The organism is Pseudocnuella soli, assembly GCF_004347775.1.
GTDB classification, from domain to species: Bacteria; Bacteroidota; Bacteroidia; order Chitinophagales; family Chitinophagaceae; genus Flavisolibacter; species Flavisolibacter aquaticus.
Map to the genome: position 1 here is coordinate 3,102,936 of NZ_CP037755.1, position 18,185 is coordinate 3,121,120.

The window sequence follows — 18,185 nt, forward strand, 5'->3', positions numbered from 1 at the left end:
AGGTAGGTGATGTATGGCGTTAATTATTGTAAAGTTTCGGTCGAGAAGATTTAGACGATAAGATTAGGATCAGTGCATGTCAGCAAATTTGCCCTAGACATTTTCTCGAGATAGAGATCTTTGGAATGCTGCCATTTCTTCTAAAAAATGAAATTATGTAGGCGATCGAATAGAAAGTGCCTTTAGTTTACTGATCATAGTAAGAAGGCGCTTAAAAAATGAGTCAGTAAAAAAGGTCTCAATCAGCAACAACGTACAAACCAACAATCAAAATTGTGAGGGAATGCTCTATCATTCATGATTGACCATTCACCCTTCACGTTTGACGTTTCACGTTTATCACGCCGGCAACACGATCTCCCCTCGCTTCATCAAGCCCACCACAATTCGGTCAATCGGCAACGTTAGGTCATTTTCGGTAAGTGTGTGCCAGTCAATAAACCGAAAGGATTCTGTTTGCCGTGTTGCTTCGTATAGCGCCAGTTGACCGGCATCAAACTGAAAGGGTTCGGTGCTGATGCGCACCTGCAGCGGCTCCAACGCCTGGACGCGATAGTATATGGAAATGATCTGGTCGCCTTTTTTAAATGCAGACTCCTGGAAAAAATCAGTGGTGTAGAGGTGTTCTTTTACTTCCACCAGCAGGTTCATTTCTTCCTTAAACTCCCGCACCAGGCATTCACGGGTGCCTTCGCCCCACTCGAGGCCGCCACCCGGAAATTTGGTAAAACGTTCGCCACGGATCATTTCATCGGTGACCAGCAACTGGCCCGCTTCATTGAACATGATGCCATAAACCCGCAGGGTGATGGTGGCCATGCGTTAGAATATTTTTTTACGTAAAAAGAACCAGCCAATACCCAGCGAAATGCCCAGCGACAATATGGCAACGATGTAAAACGCATACGGAGACCGCTCAAAACCACTCGGTACATTCATACCAAACAAGGAAGCGATGAGCACCGGGAAGGTGAGCACAATGGTGATCACCGAAAGCCGCTTCAGCACTTCGTTTTGGTTGTTGGCAATGATGGAGGCAAATGCATCAAGGGTGCTGCTCAAAATGTTGGTGTAAATGTTCGCCATTTCAAGCGCCTGCGAATTATCTACAATCAGGTCGTTTAAAAATTCTTTTTCATCATCATTGAGCCCCAAAAAATTGGTGCGCTCCAGTTTCATAAACAACAACTCATTCGACCGCAGCGCCGTTACAAAATACACCAGGCTTTTTTGTATGCGCATCAGTTGCAGCAGGTACTCGTTGCGGTTGGCATGATAGAGCTTTTGTTCCAGGCTGTTTCGCCTGCCATTTACTTCTTTAAGGCTTTCCATAAAGTTTTGCACCACCTTTTCAAAGATCTTCAGCACCATCATGTTCTTTTTGTTCGGGTGCCGGTTTTGAAAGGTGTTTAAAAACTTTTTCATCGCCGGGTTTTCAAACGAATTCACCGTTACGATCTGGTCGCCGGTGAGTATGATACATACCGGTATGGTAATGTAATACGCATCACTTTCGTTGAACGAATTATTGAGGGTAGGGGTTTTCAGCACAATCAACCGCACACCATCTTCTTCTTCAAAGCGGGTACGTTCGTCAATATCCAGCGAGTCGGTAAGAAAGTCGATCGGTATGTTCAGCGTTTCCGACAGTTCAGTAAATTCTTCCTGTTTCAGCGGTGGCAGCACATTCACCCAGGTGCCGTTTTGCGCCTTGGGCGTTTGTACTGTTTTCTGATTAACGTTGATAAAATACTGAATCAAAGGAACACGTTGAAAAGGTGGAAACTATAATTGAATGGAACCCTGGAACACCTGCACCGCCGGGCCGGTAAGCCAGATGTTTTGAAACGAATCGCCTACTTTGTCATAATCAACACTCAGGCGGCCACCCAAGGTATCAATTTCTACGCGGTTAAATCCGTTATCGTTGTGGTAACAAACCAGTGCTGCAGCCGTTACACCGGTGCCGCAGGAGTAGGTTTCATCTTCCACGCCCCGTTCGTAGGTGCGTACTTTGATGCGGTAACTATCTTCGGTTTGCTCCACGAAATTTACGTTGATGCCTTCGGCTACAAACGGCGGGCTGTTGCGGATTTCGCGGCCGCGTTTGGCCACATCTTCTGCCATTACATTGCTGCTAAATTGCACGAAATGCGGCGAGCCGGTGTTTAGTACAAAACTGCCCGACTGCTGTTGCATCCCGCTTACATCCACCATCTTTAGCGACACAGAACCATCCAGGTCCACCGATGCTTCATGCGGGCCATCCACTGCTAAAAAGCGGTACACGGTTTTGATGATGCCGCGGTCGTATGCAAACTTCACCAAGCAGCGGCCACCATTGCCGCACATGGTGCTTTCGCCGCCGTCGGCATTGTAATATTTCATTTCAAAATCATAATCCGCATGTGCGTTCAGCATCATCAAGCCATCGGCGCCCACACCAAAGCGGCGCTGGCAAATGGCCTCCACTTGTTTTTTCGATAAGCTGCTGTATTCGCCGTTGCGATTATCCAGGATCACGAAATCGTTGCCGGTGCCCTGGTATTTGTAAAAATTGATCTGCATGTAGTTAAATACTTTGAAGCATTTCCAGCGATTGTTGAATCAGGCTTTCCACAGCGGCCGCACCATCTTTCGAAAACTCCTGCCGCACCCTGTTGGCCACAACGGCATTGAGCGAAAGACAATGATGTCCCAGCAGCCGGCCCAGGCCATAAATGGCTGATGTTTCCATTTCAAAATTGGCAATGCGGTGGTTGCCAAACTGAAATTGAGTGAGTGATGTAATGAGTTGCGGGTTGCGTACGCCCAGGCGCAGCACACGCCCCTGCGGACCATAAAAACCGGGGCAGGTAACAGTGATGCCCTGGTGGTAGCCATGCACAAAATGCTTGAGCAGCGAAGGGCTTGCCGAGCTGATGTAAGGGTTGGTTACCTGCATGTGCAGCTGTGTATGCGTGGCAAAAGACTGCAACAGTTGCCGCTCTTCATCGTTGTGCTCCAGCCGGTAAAAATTGAGCAGGTTATCGAGGCCCAAACCATGCGTAGAAGCAACAAAACTGTCCACCGGCACATCTGCCTGCAGCGAACCGCAGGTGCCCATGCGTACAATATTCAGCGCTGTAAGCGTGGGCTTGATGGTGCGGGATTCAAAATCAATATTCACCAGCGCATCCAGCTCGTTTACCACGATGTCGATATTATCGGGGCCAATGCCGGTGGAAATCACAGACAAGCGTTTGCCACCAATGGTGCCGGTATGCGTAATAAATTCGCGGTGCTCAGCCTTGTATTCGATGTGGTCGAAATACTTGGACACAACGGGCACACGGCCGGGATCGCCTACGGTGATGACGGTGTCGGCCAGTTCTTCGGGCCGCAAATCGAGATGATACACGGCACCCCGTGCATTGATGATTAATTCTGATTCGGCAATACGCTGCATGAATGCGGAAATTAGGTACAAAAAATTAGAGGCGATTTTGGTTTGCAAAATTATCTATATTTGCAACCCGCTCAAAAACGAGAAATCGTACAAGCGAAAGGGTACCATGGCCGAGTGGCTAGGCAGAGGTCTGCAAAACCTCGTACAGCAGTTCGAATCTGCTTGGTACCTCACCAAAAAAGCTGTCCCGCGACAGCTTTTTTATTTTTTAAACAAAGGCATAAAATAAGCACATGCCGCTAACCAAACAGGAACAGGATTTTTTGGAGTATTGGGAAGCCAATCGCAACAACAAAAAAAAGTTTTTGCGCCAGTTCAGCATTGGCCTGCCGTTGGGCGTGCTGATGGTAGTGGCTATTTTTATCAACCTTTTTTCGGGTTGGAATAAAAAAGCGGAGATGGTGGCGCGGGGTAATGCGTCATTTATGTACACCGTTGTTATTGCCGTGGTGGCCATTTCTGTGTTCATCACCGTTTTTTCGAGCCGGCATAAATGGGAGCAAAACGAACAACGCTACCAGGAATTAAAGCAAAAAGAAAAAGCTGCCGGTGCAGCGCATTCCTAAAAAGAAGCGTCTTAACCTTTCAAATAATCCTTGATGAAGAAAACATTGCTGACCCTTGCCATTGCTGCAACACTTGCAGGGTGCCTGAAGAACGAAGAACCCCAAAGAAATTGCAACTACGATGAGTGTGCCCTTAAAGCACCTGCGGCCGAAATCCAGGCTGTAAAAGAATACCTGACGACCAACAACATCACCAACTATGTAGAGCACTGCAGCGGCCTGATGTATGTAATTGATTCGGTAGGCACCGGCGCCACACCGGGTGTATGTTCCGGCGTTTCCATTCGCTATAAAGGCATGCTCACCAACGGTACCGTGTTTGATAAAAGCGAAACTTCGACTCCTTACTGGGAACTGAGTAACCTGATCCGCGGCTGGGTAAATGGCCTGCCCAAGATCAAGCAGGGTGGCGGCATGAAGCTCTATATTCCGCCAACACTTGGGTACGGTGCTGCGCCACAAACCGATCGCAACGGCAACGTAATCATCCCGGCTAACTCCATCACTGTTTTTGAAGTGAAGCTGGACGGCGTGGTAAACTAATCAATCAATACTTTTTTGAAAGCACTATTGCTAATTAGCAATAGTGCTTTTTTATTTTATATAAAACGCATCACGTTCTGATCAACCGTTCAATCTATCGTGGATTAAATAGACACATCACCGTCATTCAGTGCTGGTATTGTTTAAACTTTCATTTCATATTCAGCTCACTTTGAAGTATTAATTTTGGCCAAACCTGTAGCACTTGGCACACGAAGCAATCTCCGTATTTGATATGTTTAAAGTAGGCGTGGGGCCGTCATCGTCGCATACTTTGGGGCCGTGGCGTGCTGCGCTGCGCTTTTTGGAAACATTAAAAAAAGCCGACGGAACGCTTACAGGCGTGCAACAAGTGCAGGTGTTGTTGTATGGCTCGTTGGCTAAAACAGGCAAAGGCCACGGCACTGATATAGCGGTGTTGTTGGGCTTATGTGGTCTTGACCCGGTAACCGTGGATGTTGCTTCCATTGATGATCGAGTTGCAACAATCAACCACAAACAGACCATCGATTTAGGCGGTACCCATTCCATTCATTTTGATCCGCCACAACATCTTCAATTTCTTTTTTCTGAGTCGCTGCCGTATCATCCGAATGGACTTACTTTTTTAGCGGATTTTTCCGACGGACGGCAAGTTGCCGCAACATATTATTCAATTGGTGGCGGCTTTGTTGTGGAAGAAGGGGAGCATAGTGTGGCCAACCCGGTGCAGCTGCCTTTTCCCATTAATACCGCTGCCGACTTGCTGCACTGGTGCCGCAAAACCGGTCTTTCCATACACGAAGTGGTTTGGGAAAATGAAGGCGCCTGGCGTGGTGAAGGGCAAACGAAAAGCGGCCTGCAACAAATTTTAAAGGTGATGCAGGAATGCACTTATCGGGGCTGTCATACCGATGGCATTTTACCGGGCGGACTGAATGTGCAACGCAGGGCCGCCAGCCTCAATAAAAAATTGCTGCGGGGAAAAATATACAATGATTATAACGAATGGATCGATGCTATTCGTGCCGGCGGCAATTCGTTTCAATACATCCTCGATTGGGTGAGTTGTTTTGCACTGGCCGTTAATGAAGAAAACGCATCGTTTGGCCGCGTGGTAACAGCGCCCACTAATGGTGCTGCCGGAGTTATTCCAGCGGTGTTGCATTATTACATTGCATTCATGGACGGCGCTACGGAAGAAAAGGCGCTGCAGTTTTTACTGACCGCATCGGAGATCGGTTCCATTTTTAAAAAAGGTGCGACAATTTCTGCAGCCATGGGCGGATGCCAGGCAGAAATCGGTGTTTCTTCTGCAATGGCTGCGGCAGCATTGACCGAAGTAATGGGCGGCACGCAACGCCAGGCAATGATGGCAGCCGAAATTGCTATGGAACACCACCTGGGCATGACTTGCGACCCGATTGGCGGACTGGTGCAAGTGCCCTGCATTGAACGCAACACCATGGGTGCCATTAAGGCTATTACTGCATCGCAACTGGCACTACAAAGCAGCCCCGATTTTGCAAAAGTTTCTCTGGATGCGGTAATCGATACTATGTGGGAAACTGCTGTAGATATGAACAGCAAATACAAAGAAACCGCCGAAGGCGGCCTTGCCGTCAACATCCCGCTCAGTTTAAGTGAGTGTTAAATGTCTATGCAAGGTATAGGAAACGCTTGCAGTTATTTTTCATTGTACTCTGAAGCTTACGCCATCGTAAAAAAGATAATCTTCTAAGTCAAGTAACCTTCGCTCTGTCATGCTGAGCGCAGCGAAGCATCTGAGCCCACATATAGCAGACACGAAAGAAAGTAAAAAAATATCCCGTAAACTCGCGACAACAGGAGCAAAAAACCTACACAAATTGTGCAGCAATAATATGCCCGCCTTTCTGCACTAATTCTGTCTTCGCCGTTTCAAAGCCCGTTGCATCAATCGGCCGCGTTGCATCCACAATAATCGTCGTATTGAATCCTTCACGCAATGCATCAATTGCCGTAAAATACACACAGTAATCAGCCGCTAACCCGCATACAAAAACGTCCTTAATACCTTTTTCCTTTAGATACCCCGAAAGGCCTGTAGCCTTGCGGTGGCCATTGTCGTAAAACCCGCTGTAGGAATCAATCTGCGGGTCCATGCCTTTTCTAAAAATAGCCTCAATCGGTGTCGTATCTAATTCTTTAGCTAATTGCGCACCGGGCGTTTCCTGCACACAATGGTCCGGCCAAAGCACTTGCTGTAAGCCGTGCAAATCAGTCGTGTCAAAAACTTTTGCGCCGGGGTGACTGGAGGCAAAACTGCCATGATGCGGTGGGTGCCAATCCTGCGTGGCTACCACCAGGTCAAACTGCGGCATCAACGAATTGATTAAAGGAATTACTTCGTCACCGCCCGGTACGGCCAGCGCACCGCCCGGTAAAAAATCGGGTTGAATATCTACAACAATTAAGGCCCGCATATACTTTTTTTACAAAGGAATGGTGAAATAAAGTGCTAACAAAAATGCCCGGGATCGCCGGGCATTTTTGTTTTATGCATAAGTGCGGCCACCGGCCAGCTTTTCGGCAATGGCCCGCTCCACGGTATCGGGGATGGTGCCGGCATCATCGTCGATGGCGGCAAACCTGCCTAATGAAGTATCGTACGCCATTATATGCTCGTCGCTGCCGTTGTACGTTACGCGAAACCTTGTTTCCTCATTGAACGTAAACGGCTCTGCGGTGATTTGGTAAGGAACTTTGTCTACCAGTAATTCAAAACGTTGTTCTGCCATAGTGTTCGATTTTTCAATTCTGGCTACAAAAAGGGGTCCAAACTAAAACGCCCATTTAAAACCATTAACAGTTGACGAGCAGTGGACAGAAATTTTGAATCAACAGTAATCGGTCCTTGATGAAATTTTATCACAAGGTCATTTGCCCAAACTGCTTCATTTAGTTTTTTATACGCCGCCAGTTGTTTTTGTACCCTTTATTTTTAATCTCATATCTGATTTATATAAAATAAAACGTATGTGCAACGATGACCGGCCCATGATGTCAAATTAAATCAATCGTTACAAACTCAATCTTATATATGAAATTGATTTCCCAGCGCACAGATAGGCCGAAACATGCGTTACCAAAAGAGTGTTGACCGACCAAATAAAGCCGTTCATCATAGATAAAAGGTATTTATAACATAATTTAAAAACACCGTTACCCCGGCATTATGGATTTCTGCTACATTTGTTGCGCGAATGAACCTGAAACGGAAAACCATAAAGTTGGTGCACCATAGCTGGCTGTGGATCAAGGAGCGAAAGGCGCTTCCCGTTTTTATTTCTTTGTTGCTTCTTGCTGAACTTTCTATTTACCACGCCGATGCAAGCAACAACCAAACCGCCGGACAGTTCCAAGGTTCGAAAGTAACGCTGAACGACAGTAGCGTTCCATTTTTCAACATCGACCCAATTGATCCCGTTTCAGAAGATTCCAACGATTCGGATGAACCGGACGATCAGAACACCGAACAAGGGTTAGACGAAACCGAAGATGGTCCGGATGATTTTTGGAAAACCTGTCATCGGGCATTTCTCGCTTTAAGCGACTACTCGGAAGAATCCAAACCTTCTGTAGTTACGCATTCGGTACAGCATTTAGAAACGCTTCCGCTTTTTATCCTGCACTGCTCCTGGAAGAGTTTTCTATTCTGATTTTTTGATGCAACAACTGCTTAATCAAGCCTTAATGCACACCTGCATTTAAGCAGCCATTCATGTACCTACTAGTCTATTCGCTTTAGGAACCAGAAGTCATTTCTGTTCCATACCCTTCTTTAAAAAATCACGAACATTTTATGGGAAAGTCGTTCTCCATCATTTGCCTGGCTGCATTTGCTATGGCCAGCTGCAAGCAAGCCGAACATCACAAAGAAGAAGCCACAAAATTTATTGTAACCAGCCCACAACAAAAGGATACAGTCATTTACCAGGAATATGTATCGCAGATCCGCTCCATTCAACACATCGAACTGCGCACATTGGAAAAAGGGTATTTGCAAAATATATATGTGGACGAAGGGCAGGCCGTAAAGAAAGGCCAGCTCTTGTTCCAAATAATGCCGGTAGTGTACCAGGCGGAAGCACAGAAAGCGCAGGCCGAACTGACAACGGCTGCAGTAGAATATCAAAACACCAAGCTGCTCGCGGACAGCAATATTGTTTCGAAAAATGAATTGGCTTTAGGCAGGGCCAGGCTGGAAAGAGCAAGAGCTGAACTGAATTTGTCAAAAGCGCACCTAAGTTTTACGCAAATCAGGGCACCATTCGATGGCATCATCGGCAAGTTTAACGATGTACGCCTTGGTAGTTTGTTGGACGAAGGCGAACTGCTCACCACTTTGTCGGACAATAATAAAGTATGGGTGTACTTCAATGTGCAGGAAACGGAATACCTCAACTTCGCCACCCAGCAAACGGCCGACAAGCCGGTGAATGTAAAGCTGCAAATGGCCAACAATGCGCTGTTTGATAAGGAAGGTGTGATTGAAACCATTGAAGCCGATTTCAATAACGAAACAGGCAACATTGCCTTCCGCGCCACTTTTGCCAATCCCAACCGCATCCTGCGCCACGGCGAAACCGGCAACATCCTGATGCCTACCGCATTGAAAAACGCCTTGTTGATTCCGCAAAAAGCCACGTTTGAAATCCTCGATAGAAAGTATGTGTATGTGGTGAATAAGGACAATAAAGTTGTTGCCCGGGAAATTACCATTCAACAGGAACTGCCACACATTTACGTGGTCACAGAGGGATTAAAACCAACTGATAAAATACTGGTCGAGGGCATTCGTAAAGTGAAGAACGGTGACCAAATTCACTACGAACAGCAACCGTTCAACGCTATCATCGAAGAGATGCAAGACCTGAAAGCAGAGTAATTACAAGAACCAAAAACCAAAAGCATGTTTAGCAAATTTATACAGCGCCCGGTTCTTGCCATTTCTGTTTCGCTGGCCATTGTATTTCTCGGAATATTGGCCATCACCACAAGACCGGTCTCTCAATTCCCCGACATTGCCCCACCGCGGGTCAATATATTTATTGCCTATCCTGGTGCCAGTGCCAATGTGTTGGTCGAATCAACTTTAATACCGCTGGAACGCGCCATCAATGGCGTGCAGGGAATGCTTTACCTCACGTCGGATGCAACCAGCGCAGGTGAAGCTACCATCCAGATTGTTTTTGAACCCGGCACCGACCCCAGCGCTGCCGTAGTGAATGTGAAAACGCGGGTGGATGCGATCATGAACAACCTGCCGCCGCTGGTGCAGCGTGAAGGCGTTGTGATTACGCCCATTCAGCCAAGTATGCTGATGTACGTGAACTTGTACAGCACCGCTAAAAAGGTGGACGAAAAATTTCTGTACAACTACGCCAGCGTGCACATTATTCCGGAGCTGCAGCGCATTGGCGGGATGGGGCGTGCACAAATATTGGGCAGCCGCACATTTGCGATGCGTATCTGGCTCAAGCCCGACCGGATGCGGGCCTATAATGTGTCGACCGAAGAAGTGATGAAAGCGATGGACGAACAAAGCATCATCGGCCGGCCGGGAAGGTTGGGCCAAGCTTCGGGAAAAACAGCGCAGTCGCTTGAATTCACATTGACCTACAAGGGCAGATTCAATAAGCCCGAAGAATATGAAAACATCATCATCAGGGCCAACCCCGATGGTGAATTATTGCGGCTGAAAGATGTGGCGAATGTAGAATTGGGCAGCGAATTTTTTGACATTTATTCCAACAAAGACGGCCACCCGTCTGCGTCGATTGTTTTAAAACAAAACAGCGGCACCAACGCCAGCACGGTCATTGAAAAAACAAAGGAAAAGCTGGAGGAACTGAAAAAGGATTTTCCTGCCGGCATGAATTACGAGATCAATTACGACGTTTCAAAGTTTGTTGATGCGTCCATTGAAAAAGTAATGCATACGCTGATCGAAGCGTTTATCCTTGTGGCCCTGGTTGTGTTCATTTTCCTGGGCGACTGGCGCTCAACACTGATACCGATCATAGCAGTGCCTGTGTCGCTGGTTGGTGCGTTTATGTTCATGCAATTGTTTGGACTGACCATCAACCTCATTACGCTTTTTGCGCTTGTGTTGGCCATTGGTGTGGTAGTAGATGATGCCATTGTGGTGGTGGAAGCCGTACACGCCAAGATGGAAGAAGAGCATTTAAGCCCGATCAATGCAGTTAAAAAAGTGCTGAGCGAAATCAGCGGCGCTGTCATTGCGATTACGTTGGTAATGACGGCGGTTTTTGTTCCCATTGCATTTATGACTGGTCCTGTGGGAGTGTTCTATCGGCAATTTTCCATCACCATGGCCAGCGCAATTATTCTTTCAGGTGTAGTGGCGTTAACCTTAACGCCGGTGCTCTGCGCCATGATCTTGAAAAACAATCATGGAAAACGAAAGAAGCGAACCCCGGTGCGCATTTTCATTGATTGGTTCAACCAAAATTTTGAGCGGCTTACCGGCAGATACACAAACCTATTGGAGCGCATCGCTAACCGACGGTTGATCACACTCGGATTGTTGCTGATGTTTGGCTTTGGCATTTTTGAAATAAACCAAACGCTGCCTTCGGGCTTTATCCCGAACGAAGACCAGGGGCAGATCTATGCCATTGTGCAAACACCGCCGGGCAGTACGCTGGAACGGACCAACGAAATTTCAAGGCAACTGCAAGACATCGCCGAAGAAATCGACGACATCCAGTCCGTTACATCACTTGCAGGTTATGAAATATTGACAGAAGGTCGCGGATCGAATGCCGGTACCTGTTTGATCAATCTGAAAGATTGGGAGCATCGAAAACATTCGGTAAAAGAGATCGTAGAAGAACTGGAAGAAAAATCAAAAGACCTCGGTGCCGTGGTTGAATTTTTTGAGCCACCTGCAGTTCCTGGTTATGGTTCTTCGGATGGATTTTCGTTGCGCATGCTGGATAAAAACAGCACTGTAGACTACCAGGAGTTTGACAAGATCAACACGGAGTTTATGGAGGCGTTGAAAAAACGCAAAGAGTTGTCCGGGCTGTTTACTTTTTACGCGGCAAATTACCCGCAGTACGAGATCGTGATCGACAATGAAAAAGCGATGCAGAAAGGCGTGTCGATTGGTGCTGCCATGGAAAACCTGAACATTCTTATTGGTAGTACCTACGAGCAGGGCTTCACCCGCTTCAATACGTTTTACAAAGTGTACACGCAGTCGGGGCCGGAATACCGCAAGCTGCCATCGGATGTTTTGAACCTGTATGTAAAAAACAACCGGGAAGAAATGGTGCCTTATTCCACATTTGCCACGCTGCGCAAAACACAGGGGCCGAACGAGATTACCCGGTACAATTTGTACACCTCGTCCTCCATCCGCGGTTTGCCCGCCGCCGGCTACACCACGGGTGATGCTATTGCGGCGATTAAAGAAGTGGCGGAAAAAACACTGCCAAACGGATATGGCATTGCCTGGGAAGGCTTGTCGTACGACGAAGCCGGCAGGGGCAATGAAGCCATTTATATTTTCCTGGTCGTATTGATTTTTGTGTACTTGGTTTTGGCTTCGCAATACGAAAGCTTCCTGCTGCCCATGGTTGTGGTGCTGTCGTTACCTGCGGGCATTTTTGGCGCCTACCTATTGCTGAAAATAATGGGGCTGGCCAACGATATCTATGCGCAGATCGGCATGATCATGCTGGTTGGTTTGCTGGGTAAAAACGCGGTATTGATTGTTGAATTTGCCGTGCAAATGCACAACAAAGGCGCAACGGTATTACAAGCTGCAATTGAAGGTGGAAAGACACGTTTCCGTCCCATCCTGATGACTTCGTTTGCGTTCATCGCGGGCCTAGTGCCGCTGGTGCGTGCCACCGGTGCAGGTGCTGTTGGCAACAAAACCATTGGTGCTTCAGCACTGGGCGGTATGTTGCTGGGCACGCTGTTCGGCGTCATCATTGTGCCGGGGTTGTACTACATTTTTGGTACCTGGGCCGAAGGTCAGCAACTGATCCAGGGCGAAGATGAAAACCCGCTCACCGAAGATTTTGTTGAACGCGGATCGGAAGCCTCATGGCTGAAAAAAATGCAGCGAATGGGCTTGCTCATGAAAGTAGCAAAACGTAAAAGAATGAACAATGCAAACTAAATCATTATATAAATTACTCGGGCTTGTAGCAAGCATGCTCTTGCTATGGGGATGTGCACCAACGCAAAAAGCCGTTAAGGTGGAGAACACTACCGTTCCGGAACAATACCTTAATTCAGTTGACACCGTTTCGGTTGCTGATATTGATTGGCGCAGCTACTTTGCGGATGATTATTTAAGTGCACTGATTGATACTGCGCTAAACAATAACCAGGAACTCAACATTCTGTTACAGGAAATTGAGATTGGCAAAGCCGAAGTAAAATCGAGGCGGGGCGAGTACCTGCCATCTGCAAGAATTGGTGGCGCCGCCGGTGTAGAAAAAGCCGGCAAGTACACCCGGTTTGGCGCATTGGAGGAGCAATTGGAAATAAAAAAAGGCACCCGTTTTCCGGAGCCATTGCAGGATTTCTTTCTCGGAGCAACCGCCACTTGGGAAGTGGACATTTGGAAAAAGTTGCACAATGCACAGCAGTCAGCAATCATGCGGTACTTAGCCACCAGGGAAGGCCGAAACTTTGCGGTGACCAAGCTGATCGCGGAGATCGCAGACGCGTATTACGAGTTGATGGCGTTGGACAATGAAATGGAGATCGTTCAGCAAAGTGCCGATATTCAGTCCAATGTTTTGAAAGCAGTGCGGCTGCAGAAAGAAGCTGCGCGGGTGACGCAGTTAGCCGTCAATCGCTTTGAAGCGCAGCTGCTTAAAACGCAAAACTATCAATACGAGATCCGGCAGAAAATCGTGGAAGCAGAGAACCGTATTAATTACCTCACAGCGCGGTTTCCGCAGCCTGTATTGCGGTCGTCTAAATTGTTCAATGATTTGAAGATTGATTCCATCCGGGTAGGCATTCCGTCGCAGCTGTTAGTGAACCGGCCGGATATACGCCAGGCTGAGTACGAGCTGGCGGCGGCTAAGTTGGATGTAAAAGTTGCCCGGGCAAATTTCTATCCTTCATTGAGCATTTCGGCAGGCGTTGGGTTCCAGGCTTTCAATGCAGCTTATTTGGTCAATCCTGAATCGTTGCTCTACAACTTGGCTGGCGACCTTATGGCGCCACTCATAAACAAAAATGCACTCAATGCGGCTTACAATACTGCTAATGCACAGCAACTGCAGGCGGTGTATAAATATGAGCAAACCATCATCAATGCTTATGTTGATGTATTGAACCAGCTTTCCAAGATCGAGACTTCGGCAAAAAGCTACGACACGAAGCGAAGGGAAGTAGCGGCGTTGATGCAGTCGATCAACATTGCCAACAACCTGTTTAATTCGGCCCGCGCCGATTACAGCGAAGTGTTGCTGACGCAACGGGAAGCGCTGGAATCGAAGATGGAATTGGTAGAGATCAAGGCCAAGCAATTGAATGCAAAAGTGAATATTTACAAGGCTTTAGGAGGCGGTTGGAAATAAGTGATGTAATTGGCTGGCCGGGTCTAGCGGCCAGCCAATTTTTTTTATTTATTGGATTTAGCGTTGCTTGAAAAGGTCAATGAAAAGATTGTCAATTTATCTCAAGTGTTGGCTTGCAATTTCTTGAAACTAAACATAGTATAATAACCTTCAAACGCAGTTTTTACTCTGCTTCACGATTCACGGTTTCAATATTAAAAGCCGGCAGGCAAACACTCCAGTAGCCGCATGGTTCGTCGAAAGGATTGGAGTAGCGAACCCTTGTGCCTTTTTGTATCAAAATACTTTGGCCTGCTTCGAGCACAATGGTGTCGCCATCGGCTTCAATTTGTTTACGGCCGCTGCTCACCAGCGTGTATTCATCAAATTCCGGTGTTTGAAAAGGCTCGCCCCAGTGTGGCGGTGCCACCATGCGGGCTATGCTCAATTGTGTCGTGCCCGTGCTGGCCAGGCCCGCGTGTTCTTCAATCAATTTCCCGTCGGTGGTCGGTACAATGAATGGATTGTTTTGTACAAAATAAGGCATCGGTGCAGGTTTAGTGTTTGAAGTTAACAAGTTCCGTGGTTCACGGGTTCACATGTTCACGAGTTTGATGCCGAACCTACGCGAATAGTTTTCTATGGTTTCTAGGTCAAAGAAAGTAAGGGTTCGGTTAATGCAAGAATCACAATCTCGATTGTTGATGAATACACCCATTATCTCATTTACATTTTGTATTCCTAACTTGTGAACCCGTGAACAAGTGAACCCAAAAACCCTCAACCCATCATGTTCAAAAAGAAACTTGTAGTGCTTACCGGCGCAGGCATCAGTGCAGAAAGTGGTTTGAAAACTTTCCGCGATTCTGATGGCTTGTGGGAAGGATACGACATCAACGAGGTAGCCACCGCAACGGCATGGCGCCGCAACCCGGCGCTGGTGCAGGAGTTTTACAACATGCGCCGACGAAACGTGTTGGAAGCATCGCCCAATGCAGCACATTATGGGTTGGCGCAATTGCAAGCCCACTTTGATGTACACATCATCACACAAAACATCGACGACCTGCACGAACGGGCCGGGTCGGAAAAAGTGTTGCACCTGCACGGCGAGATTTTAAAAATGCGCAGTGAGCATTCCGAAGACCTTGTCTATCCAATTACCGGTGATATTAACATGGGCGACAGGGCAGAAGACGGCGCACAACTGCGGCCGCATATTGTTTGGTTTGAAGAAGCGGTACCGATGATTGAACCGGCTGCGCAGTTGGTTCGTGCGGCCGAAATATTTGTGGTAGTAGGTACGTCGCTGGTTGTGTATCCTGCAGCCGGACTGGTTGATTATGCACCGGCACACATCCCGAAATTCATCGTCGACAAAAGCATTCCGTATGTTGCCCGGATGCCGCACCTGACCAGCATTGAATCACCGGCAACTTCTGGTGTAGCAGAGCTATCAAAACGACTTGCTGCGTTGGTTTAGTAAAGGCAATAATTTTAATAATCATTGCTTTTGTTTATAACACCCGTTCTGATTCTTTGAATAATATGCCTTCTTGTTCCAATATTGAAAGCACCGGTTCATATATCTCTGGGATCACTGGAATATGCAAACCGGTTAAAGGCAATCTACCTTGAAGCATAAATGTTGCAGCAATGCCCAATGGCAAGCCAACGGTTGCAGCCATGGCAGTATGCGCATCGTTTTTCCCTTCAAGGTAGAGTGCGCTGGTGACTTTGTGTTGCTGGCCGTCCAGTTCATAAATTATTTCGTGTTGCATCACCACCAGGTCGCGGTCGCCCGGTTGCAGCGCCAGCTTTTGTTCCAGTACCAATTGCAGCACGTCCGCTGCACTGCAGCGTCCTTTATTGATCATCGTTTGCCCGTCTTTAATGCCCAGCCACGAAAGTTGGTCGAGCAGTAGCCCGGAACGATACAATACTTGCTGCACTCTTTCTGCAACCTCCACAGCATTAGCTTGCATTTCGTTGTTGCTAAATGACCCTTCTTCCAAAATCTTATCCTGCGCCGCCAGGTGGTGCACCAGTTTTGTTTGCAGCCATTGATCAAAATGCACCCGCTGAAAATGTTGCTGGAAAAATTGCTGCAGGCTCAAGCCGCCGGTATCATACATCGTTTCTGTATCGGTCAGGCCCAGTTCAATGAGGTGCTTCCAGCCAAATATGAAATCTGGGTGGCGCAGGGTGGTTCGGATAAACGTAGCGCATTGGTCCAAGCCGTAAATAGGAATATATCGAAGCGAATCGCGGTTGGGATACCAGCAGTAATTAATGCCTTCAATTTTCACTGGCCGTTCTTCTGCAAACAAGTGCTCGTAGGGCCATTGTACTGTCTGTCCGCTTTTGCGAAAAATAGCGCCATTTTTCCCGGCCATCACCACGTTGCGCGGGTTCCAACTTATTTTGTAATGCCACGGGTTGTCGTCGCTTTTCGGTGCTACCAATCCACCGCAGTGCGAATAAAACGAAGTAACCTTTCCGCCCCTTGCCGCAATGTCATCCAGCAGCTTTTTAGCGCTCATATGATCAATGCCGGGATCAAGGCCCATTTCGCATAAAAACAACAACCCCTTAGCTTCAATCTGCGTCCGCAACGCCTCAATGCCCGTATCGATATATGAAGCCGTGAGCAAGTTTTTACCGGCTGCCACACAATCTTTTCCTACTAGTAAATGCAGGGAAGGAGGCAACAGGGAAATAACCAGATCAGCTTCGGCAATGGCAGCCATCCGGTCAAGCGTAGCGGTCACATCAAATGCCTGTGCACGTCCGCTAACATGGTTACCTAATTTTTGCGCAGCCAGTTCTCTATTGGCATCTACTACAGTCAATTGCCAGCCGTGTTGGTCGCATTGTTGCAGCAGATATTGAATTAGAACCGTGGATGATTTGCCTGCGCCAAAAAGAAGGATATTTTTCATGCTGAAGAATCTGCCCCGAATATAAGCAAACGGGCATTGGGCAGATGCAATAGACTAACTACGCAGCGACTTGCATTAGCTGTTTACACCAACGAATGAATGTAAATGTTACAGTAAGCCAGGAGCAGAATGATTACAACACTTCCGATTGGAGACCTCCTGTTATGTTACAGCAAAATCTTTTTACAAACTATACAGCTGCGTTACATGTTTCCGCGAACGCACCTCGTGAATGCGGTAAGCTACTTTTATTCCAGGAGTGCCTTCAGGAATAGTAATTACCCGTTCCTGGTGTGGGCCTACCGGCGGCGTGGCATACAATTCGGTTTGCAGCAGCTTGCCTTTTTTGCCAAAAAAATCAACAGCCACCACCACTTTGTCCAGCGTGTTCGGCGTCCCGTTCACGACTTTAAGTTTCAGGTTATGCAAGCCTTTTTTTACCGATGACTGGTATTTGGATGCGGTTACCTGGATGCGGGCATCAGTCTTTGCTTTTTTCTTTTTCGCCGGCGCCGCCACTTTGGTTGCACTGGTATCCATTGCCGAAACCATTTCGCGGGTCAAGGCATTCTGATATTCGGTTTTGACGGCATCCTGTGGGGCGGGACCGGCACCGCCGCGCCAACTCTGTGTTTTGATGTATCCGGCCGGGTAATATTCTGCAAATTGAACGCCTTCCACTAAAATGCGCAACATGCCGATGGATGCGAAGATGGTTGCGATGAGTACTGCAATGGGTAGTAGTTGCCAGATTGTTTTCCCCCATTTTTTAGTCGCAGGAGCATGGGCGTATGCGGGGCGGGGCTGGGGGAGTTGGGTGTACACATTGCCCGATGGGGCAAAAAGAAAGGAAACAGCATGTGCCGCTTTGATTCGGCTTTTCCGGGGTAGCGCCACATAAACCAGTGGCGGCGGCTTTTCCGGTGCAGCAGTTGGCGCCGCTGGCGTTCTGTTTCCTTTTTTGGAAAATAGGTCGTTCAACAGTTTGAGGCCCTTTTGGTGCCAAACAATTCCCACGCTGTTCATAACACCTCCCTTTTATTGCTACACTTATAAATAGAAAATACTATGCCTATGCGGAAAACGATCCGGAACAGATGTAAAAAAA

17 protein-coding genes and 1 tRNA gene are annotated in these 18,185 nt (G+C 47.6%); 9 read left to right on the forward strand and 9 right to left on the reverse strand.

Features of this window, described 5'->3' with window-relative positions; all coding sequences use genetic code 11:
* Positions 1-339: 339 nt before the first annotated feature.
* The 4 genes from EPD17_RS12650 to EPD17_RS12665 are packed head-to-tail and all read right to left on the reverse strand — an operon-like array spanning position 340 to position 3,448.
* Entirely contained in the window at positions 340-819 is a 480-nt protein-coding gene (locus tag EPD17_RS12650) for an NUDIX domain-containing protein (protein ID WP_132054721.1), read from the reverse strand.
* A 3-nt stretch (positions 820-822) separates the two neighbouring features.
* Positions 823-1,761, reverse strand: a complete 939-nt coding sequence (locus tag EPD17_RS12655) for a magnesium transporter CorA family protein (protein ID WP_132054723.1) — start codon at positions 1,759-1,761, stop codon at positions 823-825.
* A gap of 24 nt (positions 1,762-1,785) precedes the next feature.
* Positions 1,786-2,568 carry a diaminopimelate epimerase gene (dapF, locus tag EPD17_RS12660; RefSeq protein WP_132054725.1) on the reverse strand — a complete coding sequence of 261 codons (783 nt, stop codon included), beginning with the start codon at positions 2,566-2,568 and terminating at the stop codon, positions 1,786-1,788.
* A gap of 4 nt (positions 2,569-2,572) precedes the next feature.
* On the reverse strand, positions 2,573-3,448 hold the full coding sequence (locus EPD17_RS12665; protein ID WP_132054727.1) for a nucleoside phosphorylase: 876 nt from the start codon (positions 3,446-3,448) through the stop codon (positions 2,573-2,575).
* 100 nt (positions 3,449-3,548) lie between these two features.
* Between EPD17_RS12665 and EPD17_RS12670 the strand changes: the two genes are divergently transcribed.
* The 4 genes from EPD17_RS12670 (at position 3,549) to EPD17_RS12685 (ending at position 6,190) form a co-directional block, all read left to right on the forward strand.
* Positions 3,549-3,619: transfer RNA gene (locus tag EPD17_RS12670), tRNA-Cys, on the forward strand.
* Positions 3,620-3,681: 62 nt separating this feature from the next.
* Positions 3,682-4,014, forward strand: coding sequence for a hypothetical protein (locus tag EPD17_RS12675; RefSeq protein WP_132054729.1), 333 nt, complete (start codon positions 3,682-3,684; stop codon positions 4,012-4,014).
* Positions 4,015-4,047: 33 nt separating this feature from the next.
* Positions 4,048-4,557, forward strand: a complete 510-nt coding sequence (locus tag EPD17_RS12680; protein ID WP_114233944.1) for an FKBP-type peptidyl-prolyl cis-trans isomerase — start codon at positions 4,048-4,050, stop codon at positions 4,555-4,557.
* A 205-nt stretch (positions 4,558-4,762) separates the two neighbouring features.
* Positions 4,763-6,190, forward strand: coding sequence for an L-serine ammonia-lyase (locus EPD17_RS12685; protein WP_132054731.1), 1,428 nt, complete (start codon positions 4,763-4,765; stop codon positions 6,188-6,190).
* Positions 6,191-6,395: 205 nt separating this feature from the next.
* Here EPD17_RS12685 and pncA read toward each other — a convergent pair whose 3' ends face one another.
* On the reverse strand, positions 6,396-7,001 hold the full coding sequence (pncA, locus tag EPD17_RS12690) for a bifunctional nicotinamidase/pyrazinamidase (RefSeq protein WP_132054733.1): 606 nt from the start codon (positions 6,999-7,001) through the stop codon (positions 6,396-6,398).
* Positions 7,002-7,073: 72 nt separating this feature from the next.
* Entirely contained in the window at positions 7,074-7,316 is a 243-nt protein-coding gene (locus tag EPD17_RS12695) for a hypothetical protein (RefSeq protein ID WP_114234423.1), read from the reverse strand.
* Between the two features lie 465 nt (positions 7,317-7,781).
* Between EPD17_RS12695 and EPD17_RS12700 the strand changes: the two genes are divergently transcribed.
* From EPD17_RS12700 to EPD17_RS12715, 4 genes are all read left to right on the forward strand, one after another.
* The gene (locus EPD17_RS12700; RefSeq protein WP_132054735.1) at positions 7,782-8,237 is read left to right on the forward strand and encodes a hypothetical protein; all 456 of its coding nucleotides are present in this window, start codon (positions 7,782-7,784) and stop codon (positions 8,235-8,237) included.
* A 143-nt stretch (positions 8,238-8,380) separates the two neighbouring features.
* Positions 8,381-9,466, forward strand: coding sequence for an efflux RND transporter periplasmic adaptor subunit (locus tag EPD17_RS12705; protein ID WP_132054737.1), 1,086 nt, complete (start codon positions 8,381-8,383; stop codon positions 9,464-9,466).
* A gap of 24 nt (positions 9,467-9,490) precedes the next feature.
* Positions 9,491-12,736 carry an efflux RND transporter permease subunit gene (locus EPD17_RS12710; RefSeq protein ID WP_132054739.1) on the forward strand — a complete coding sequence of 1,082 codons (3,246 nt, stop codon included), beginning with the start codon at positions 9,491-9,493 and terminating at the stop codon, positions 12,734-12,736.
* Between the two features lie 79 nt (positions 12,737-12,815).
* Positions 12,816-14,156 (forward strand): TolC family protein, encoded by a 1,341-nt coding sequence (locus EPD17_RS12715; RefSeq protein WP_240040610.1) that lies wholly within the window; start codon positions 12,816-12,818, stop codon positions 14,154-14,156.
* Between the two features lie 163 nt (positions 14,157-14,319).
* Here the strand turns inward: EPD17_RS12715 and EPD17_RS12720 are convergent, their stop codons facing one another.
* Positions 14,320-14,682, reverse strand: a complete 363-nt coding sequence (locus EPD17_RS12720; RefSeq protein WP_132054743.1) for a cupin domain-containing protein — start codon at positions 14,680-14,682, stop codon at positions 14,320-14,322.
* A gap of 243 nt (positions 14,683-14,925) precedes the next feature.
* Between EPD17_RS12720 and EPD17_RS12725 the strand changes: the two genes are divergently transcribed.
* Positions 14,926-15,618, forward strand: a complete 693-nt coding sequence (locus EPD17_RS12725; RefSeq protein ID WP_132054745.1) for an SIR2 family NAD-dependent protein deacylase — start codon at positions 14,926-14,928, stop codon at positions 15,616-15,618.
* Positions 15,619-15,652: 34 nt separating this feature from the next.
* Here EPD17_RS12725 and EPD17_RS12730 read toward each other — a convergent pair whose 3' ends face one another.
* Together EPD17_RS12730 and EPD17_RS12735 are read right to left on the reverse strand one after the other, a co-directional pair.
* A complete protein-coding gene (locus EPD17_RS12730; RefSeq protein WP_132054747.1) occupies positions 15,653-17,077 on the reverse strand; it encodes a saccharopine dehydrogenase C-terminal domain-containing protein in 1,425 nt (474 codons plus the stop codon).
* Between the two features lie 183 nt (positions 17,078-17,260).
* On the reverse strand, positions 17,261-18,103 hold the full coding sequence (locus tag EPD17_RS12735) for a hypothetical protein (protein ID WP_132054749.1): 843 nt from the start codon (positions 18,101-18,103) through the stop codon (positions 17,261-17,263).
* Between the last annotated feature and the right edge of the window lie 82 nt (positions 18,104-18,185).

Coding starts and splice junctions, on each gene's coding strand:
- EPD17_RS12650 (WP_132054721.1), bottom strand. CDS start 819: ATGGCCACCATCACCCTGCGGGTTTATGGCATCATGTTCAATGAAGCG.
- EPD17_RS12720 (WP_132054743.1), bottom strand. CDS start 14,682: ATGCCTTATTTTGTACAAAACAATCCATTCATTGTACCGACCACCGAC.
- EPD17_RS12675 (WP_132054729.1), top strand. CDS start 3,682: ATGCCGCTAACCAAACAGGAACAGGATTTTTTGGAGTATTGGGAAGCC.
- EPD17_RS12725 (WP_132054745.1), top strand. CDS start 14,926: ATGTTCAAAAAGAAACTTGTAGTGCTTACCGGCGCAGGCATCAGTGCA.
- EPD17_RS12710 (WP_132054739.1), top strand. CDS start 9,491: ATGTTTAGCAAATTTATACAGCGCCCGGTTCTTGCCATTTCTGTTTCG.
- EPD17_RS12735 (WP_132054749.1), bottom strand. CDS start 18,103: ATGAACAGCGTGGGAATTGTTTGGCACCAAAAGGGCCTCAAACTGTTG.
- EPD17_RS12665 (WP_132054727.1), bottom strand. CDS start 3,448: ATGCAGCGTATTGCCGAATCAGAATTAATCATCAATGCACGGGGTGCC.
- pncA (WP_132054733.1), bottom strand. CDS start 7,001: ATGCGGGCCTTAATTGTTGTAGATATTCAACCCGATTTTTTACCGGGC.
- EPD17_RS12700 (WP_132054735.1), top strand. CDS start 7,782: ATGAACCTGAAACGGAAAACCATAAAGTTGGTGCACCATAGCTGGCTG.
- dapF (WP_132054725.1), bottom strand. CDS start 2,568: ATGCAGATCAATTTTTACAAATACCAGGGCACCGGCAACGATTTCGTG.
- EPD17_RS12730 (WP_132054747.1), bottom strand. CDS start 17,077: ATGAAAAATATCCTTCTTTTTGGCGCAGGCAAATCATCCACGGTTCTA.
- EPD17_RS12695 (WP_114234423.1), bottom strand. CDS start 7,316: ATGGCAGAACAACGTTTTGAATTACTGGTAGACAAAGTTCCTTACCAA.
- EPD17_RS12680 (WP_114233944.1), top strand. CDS start 4,048: ATGAAGAAAACATTGCTGACCCTTGCCATTGCTGCAACACTTGCAGGG.
- EPD17_RS12705 (WP_132054737.1), top strand. CDS start 8,381: ATGGGAAAGTCGTTCTCCATCATTTGCCTGGCTGCATTTGCTATGGCC.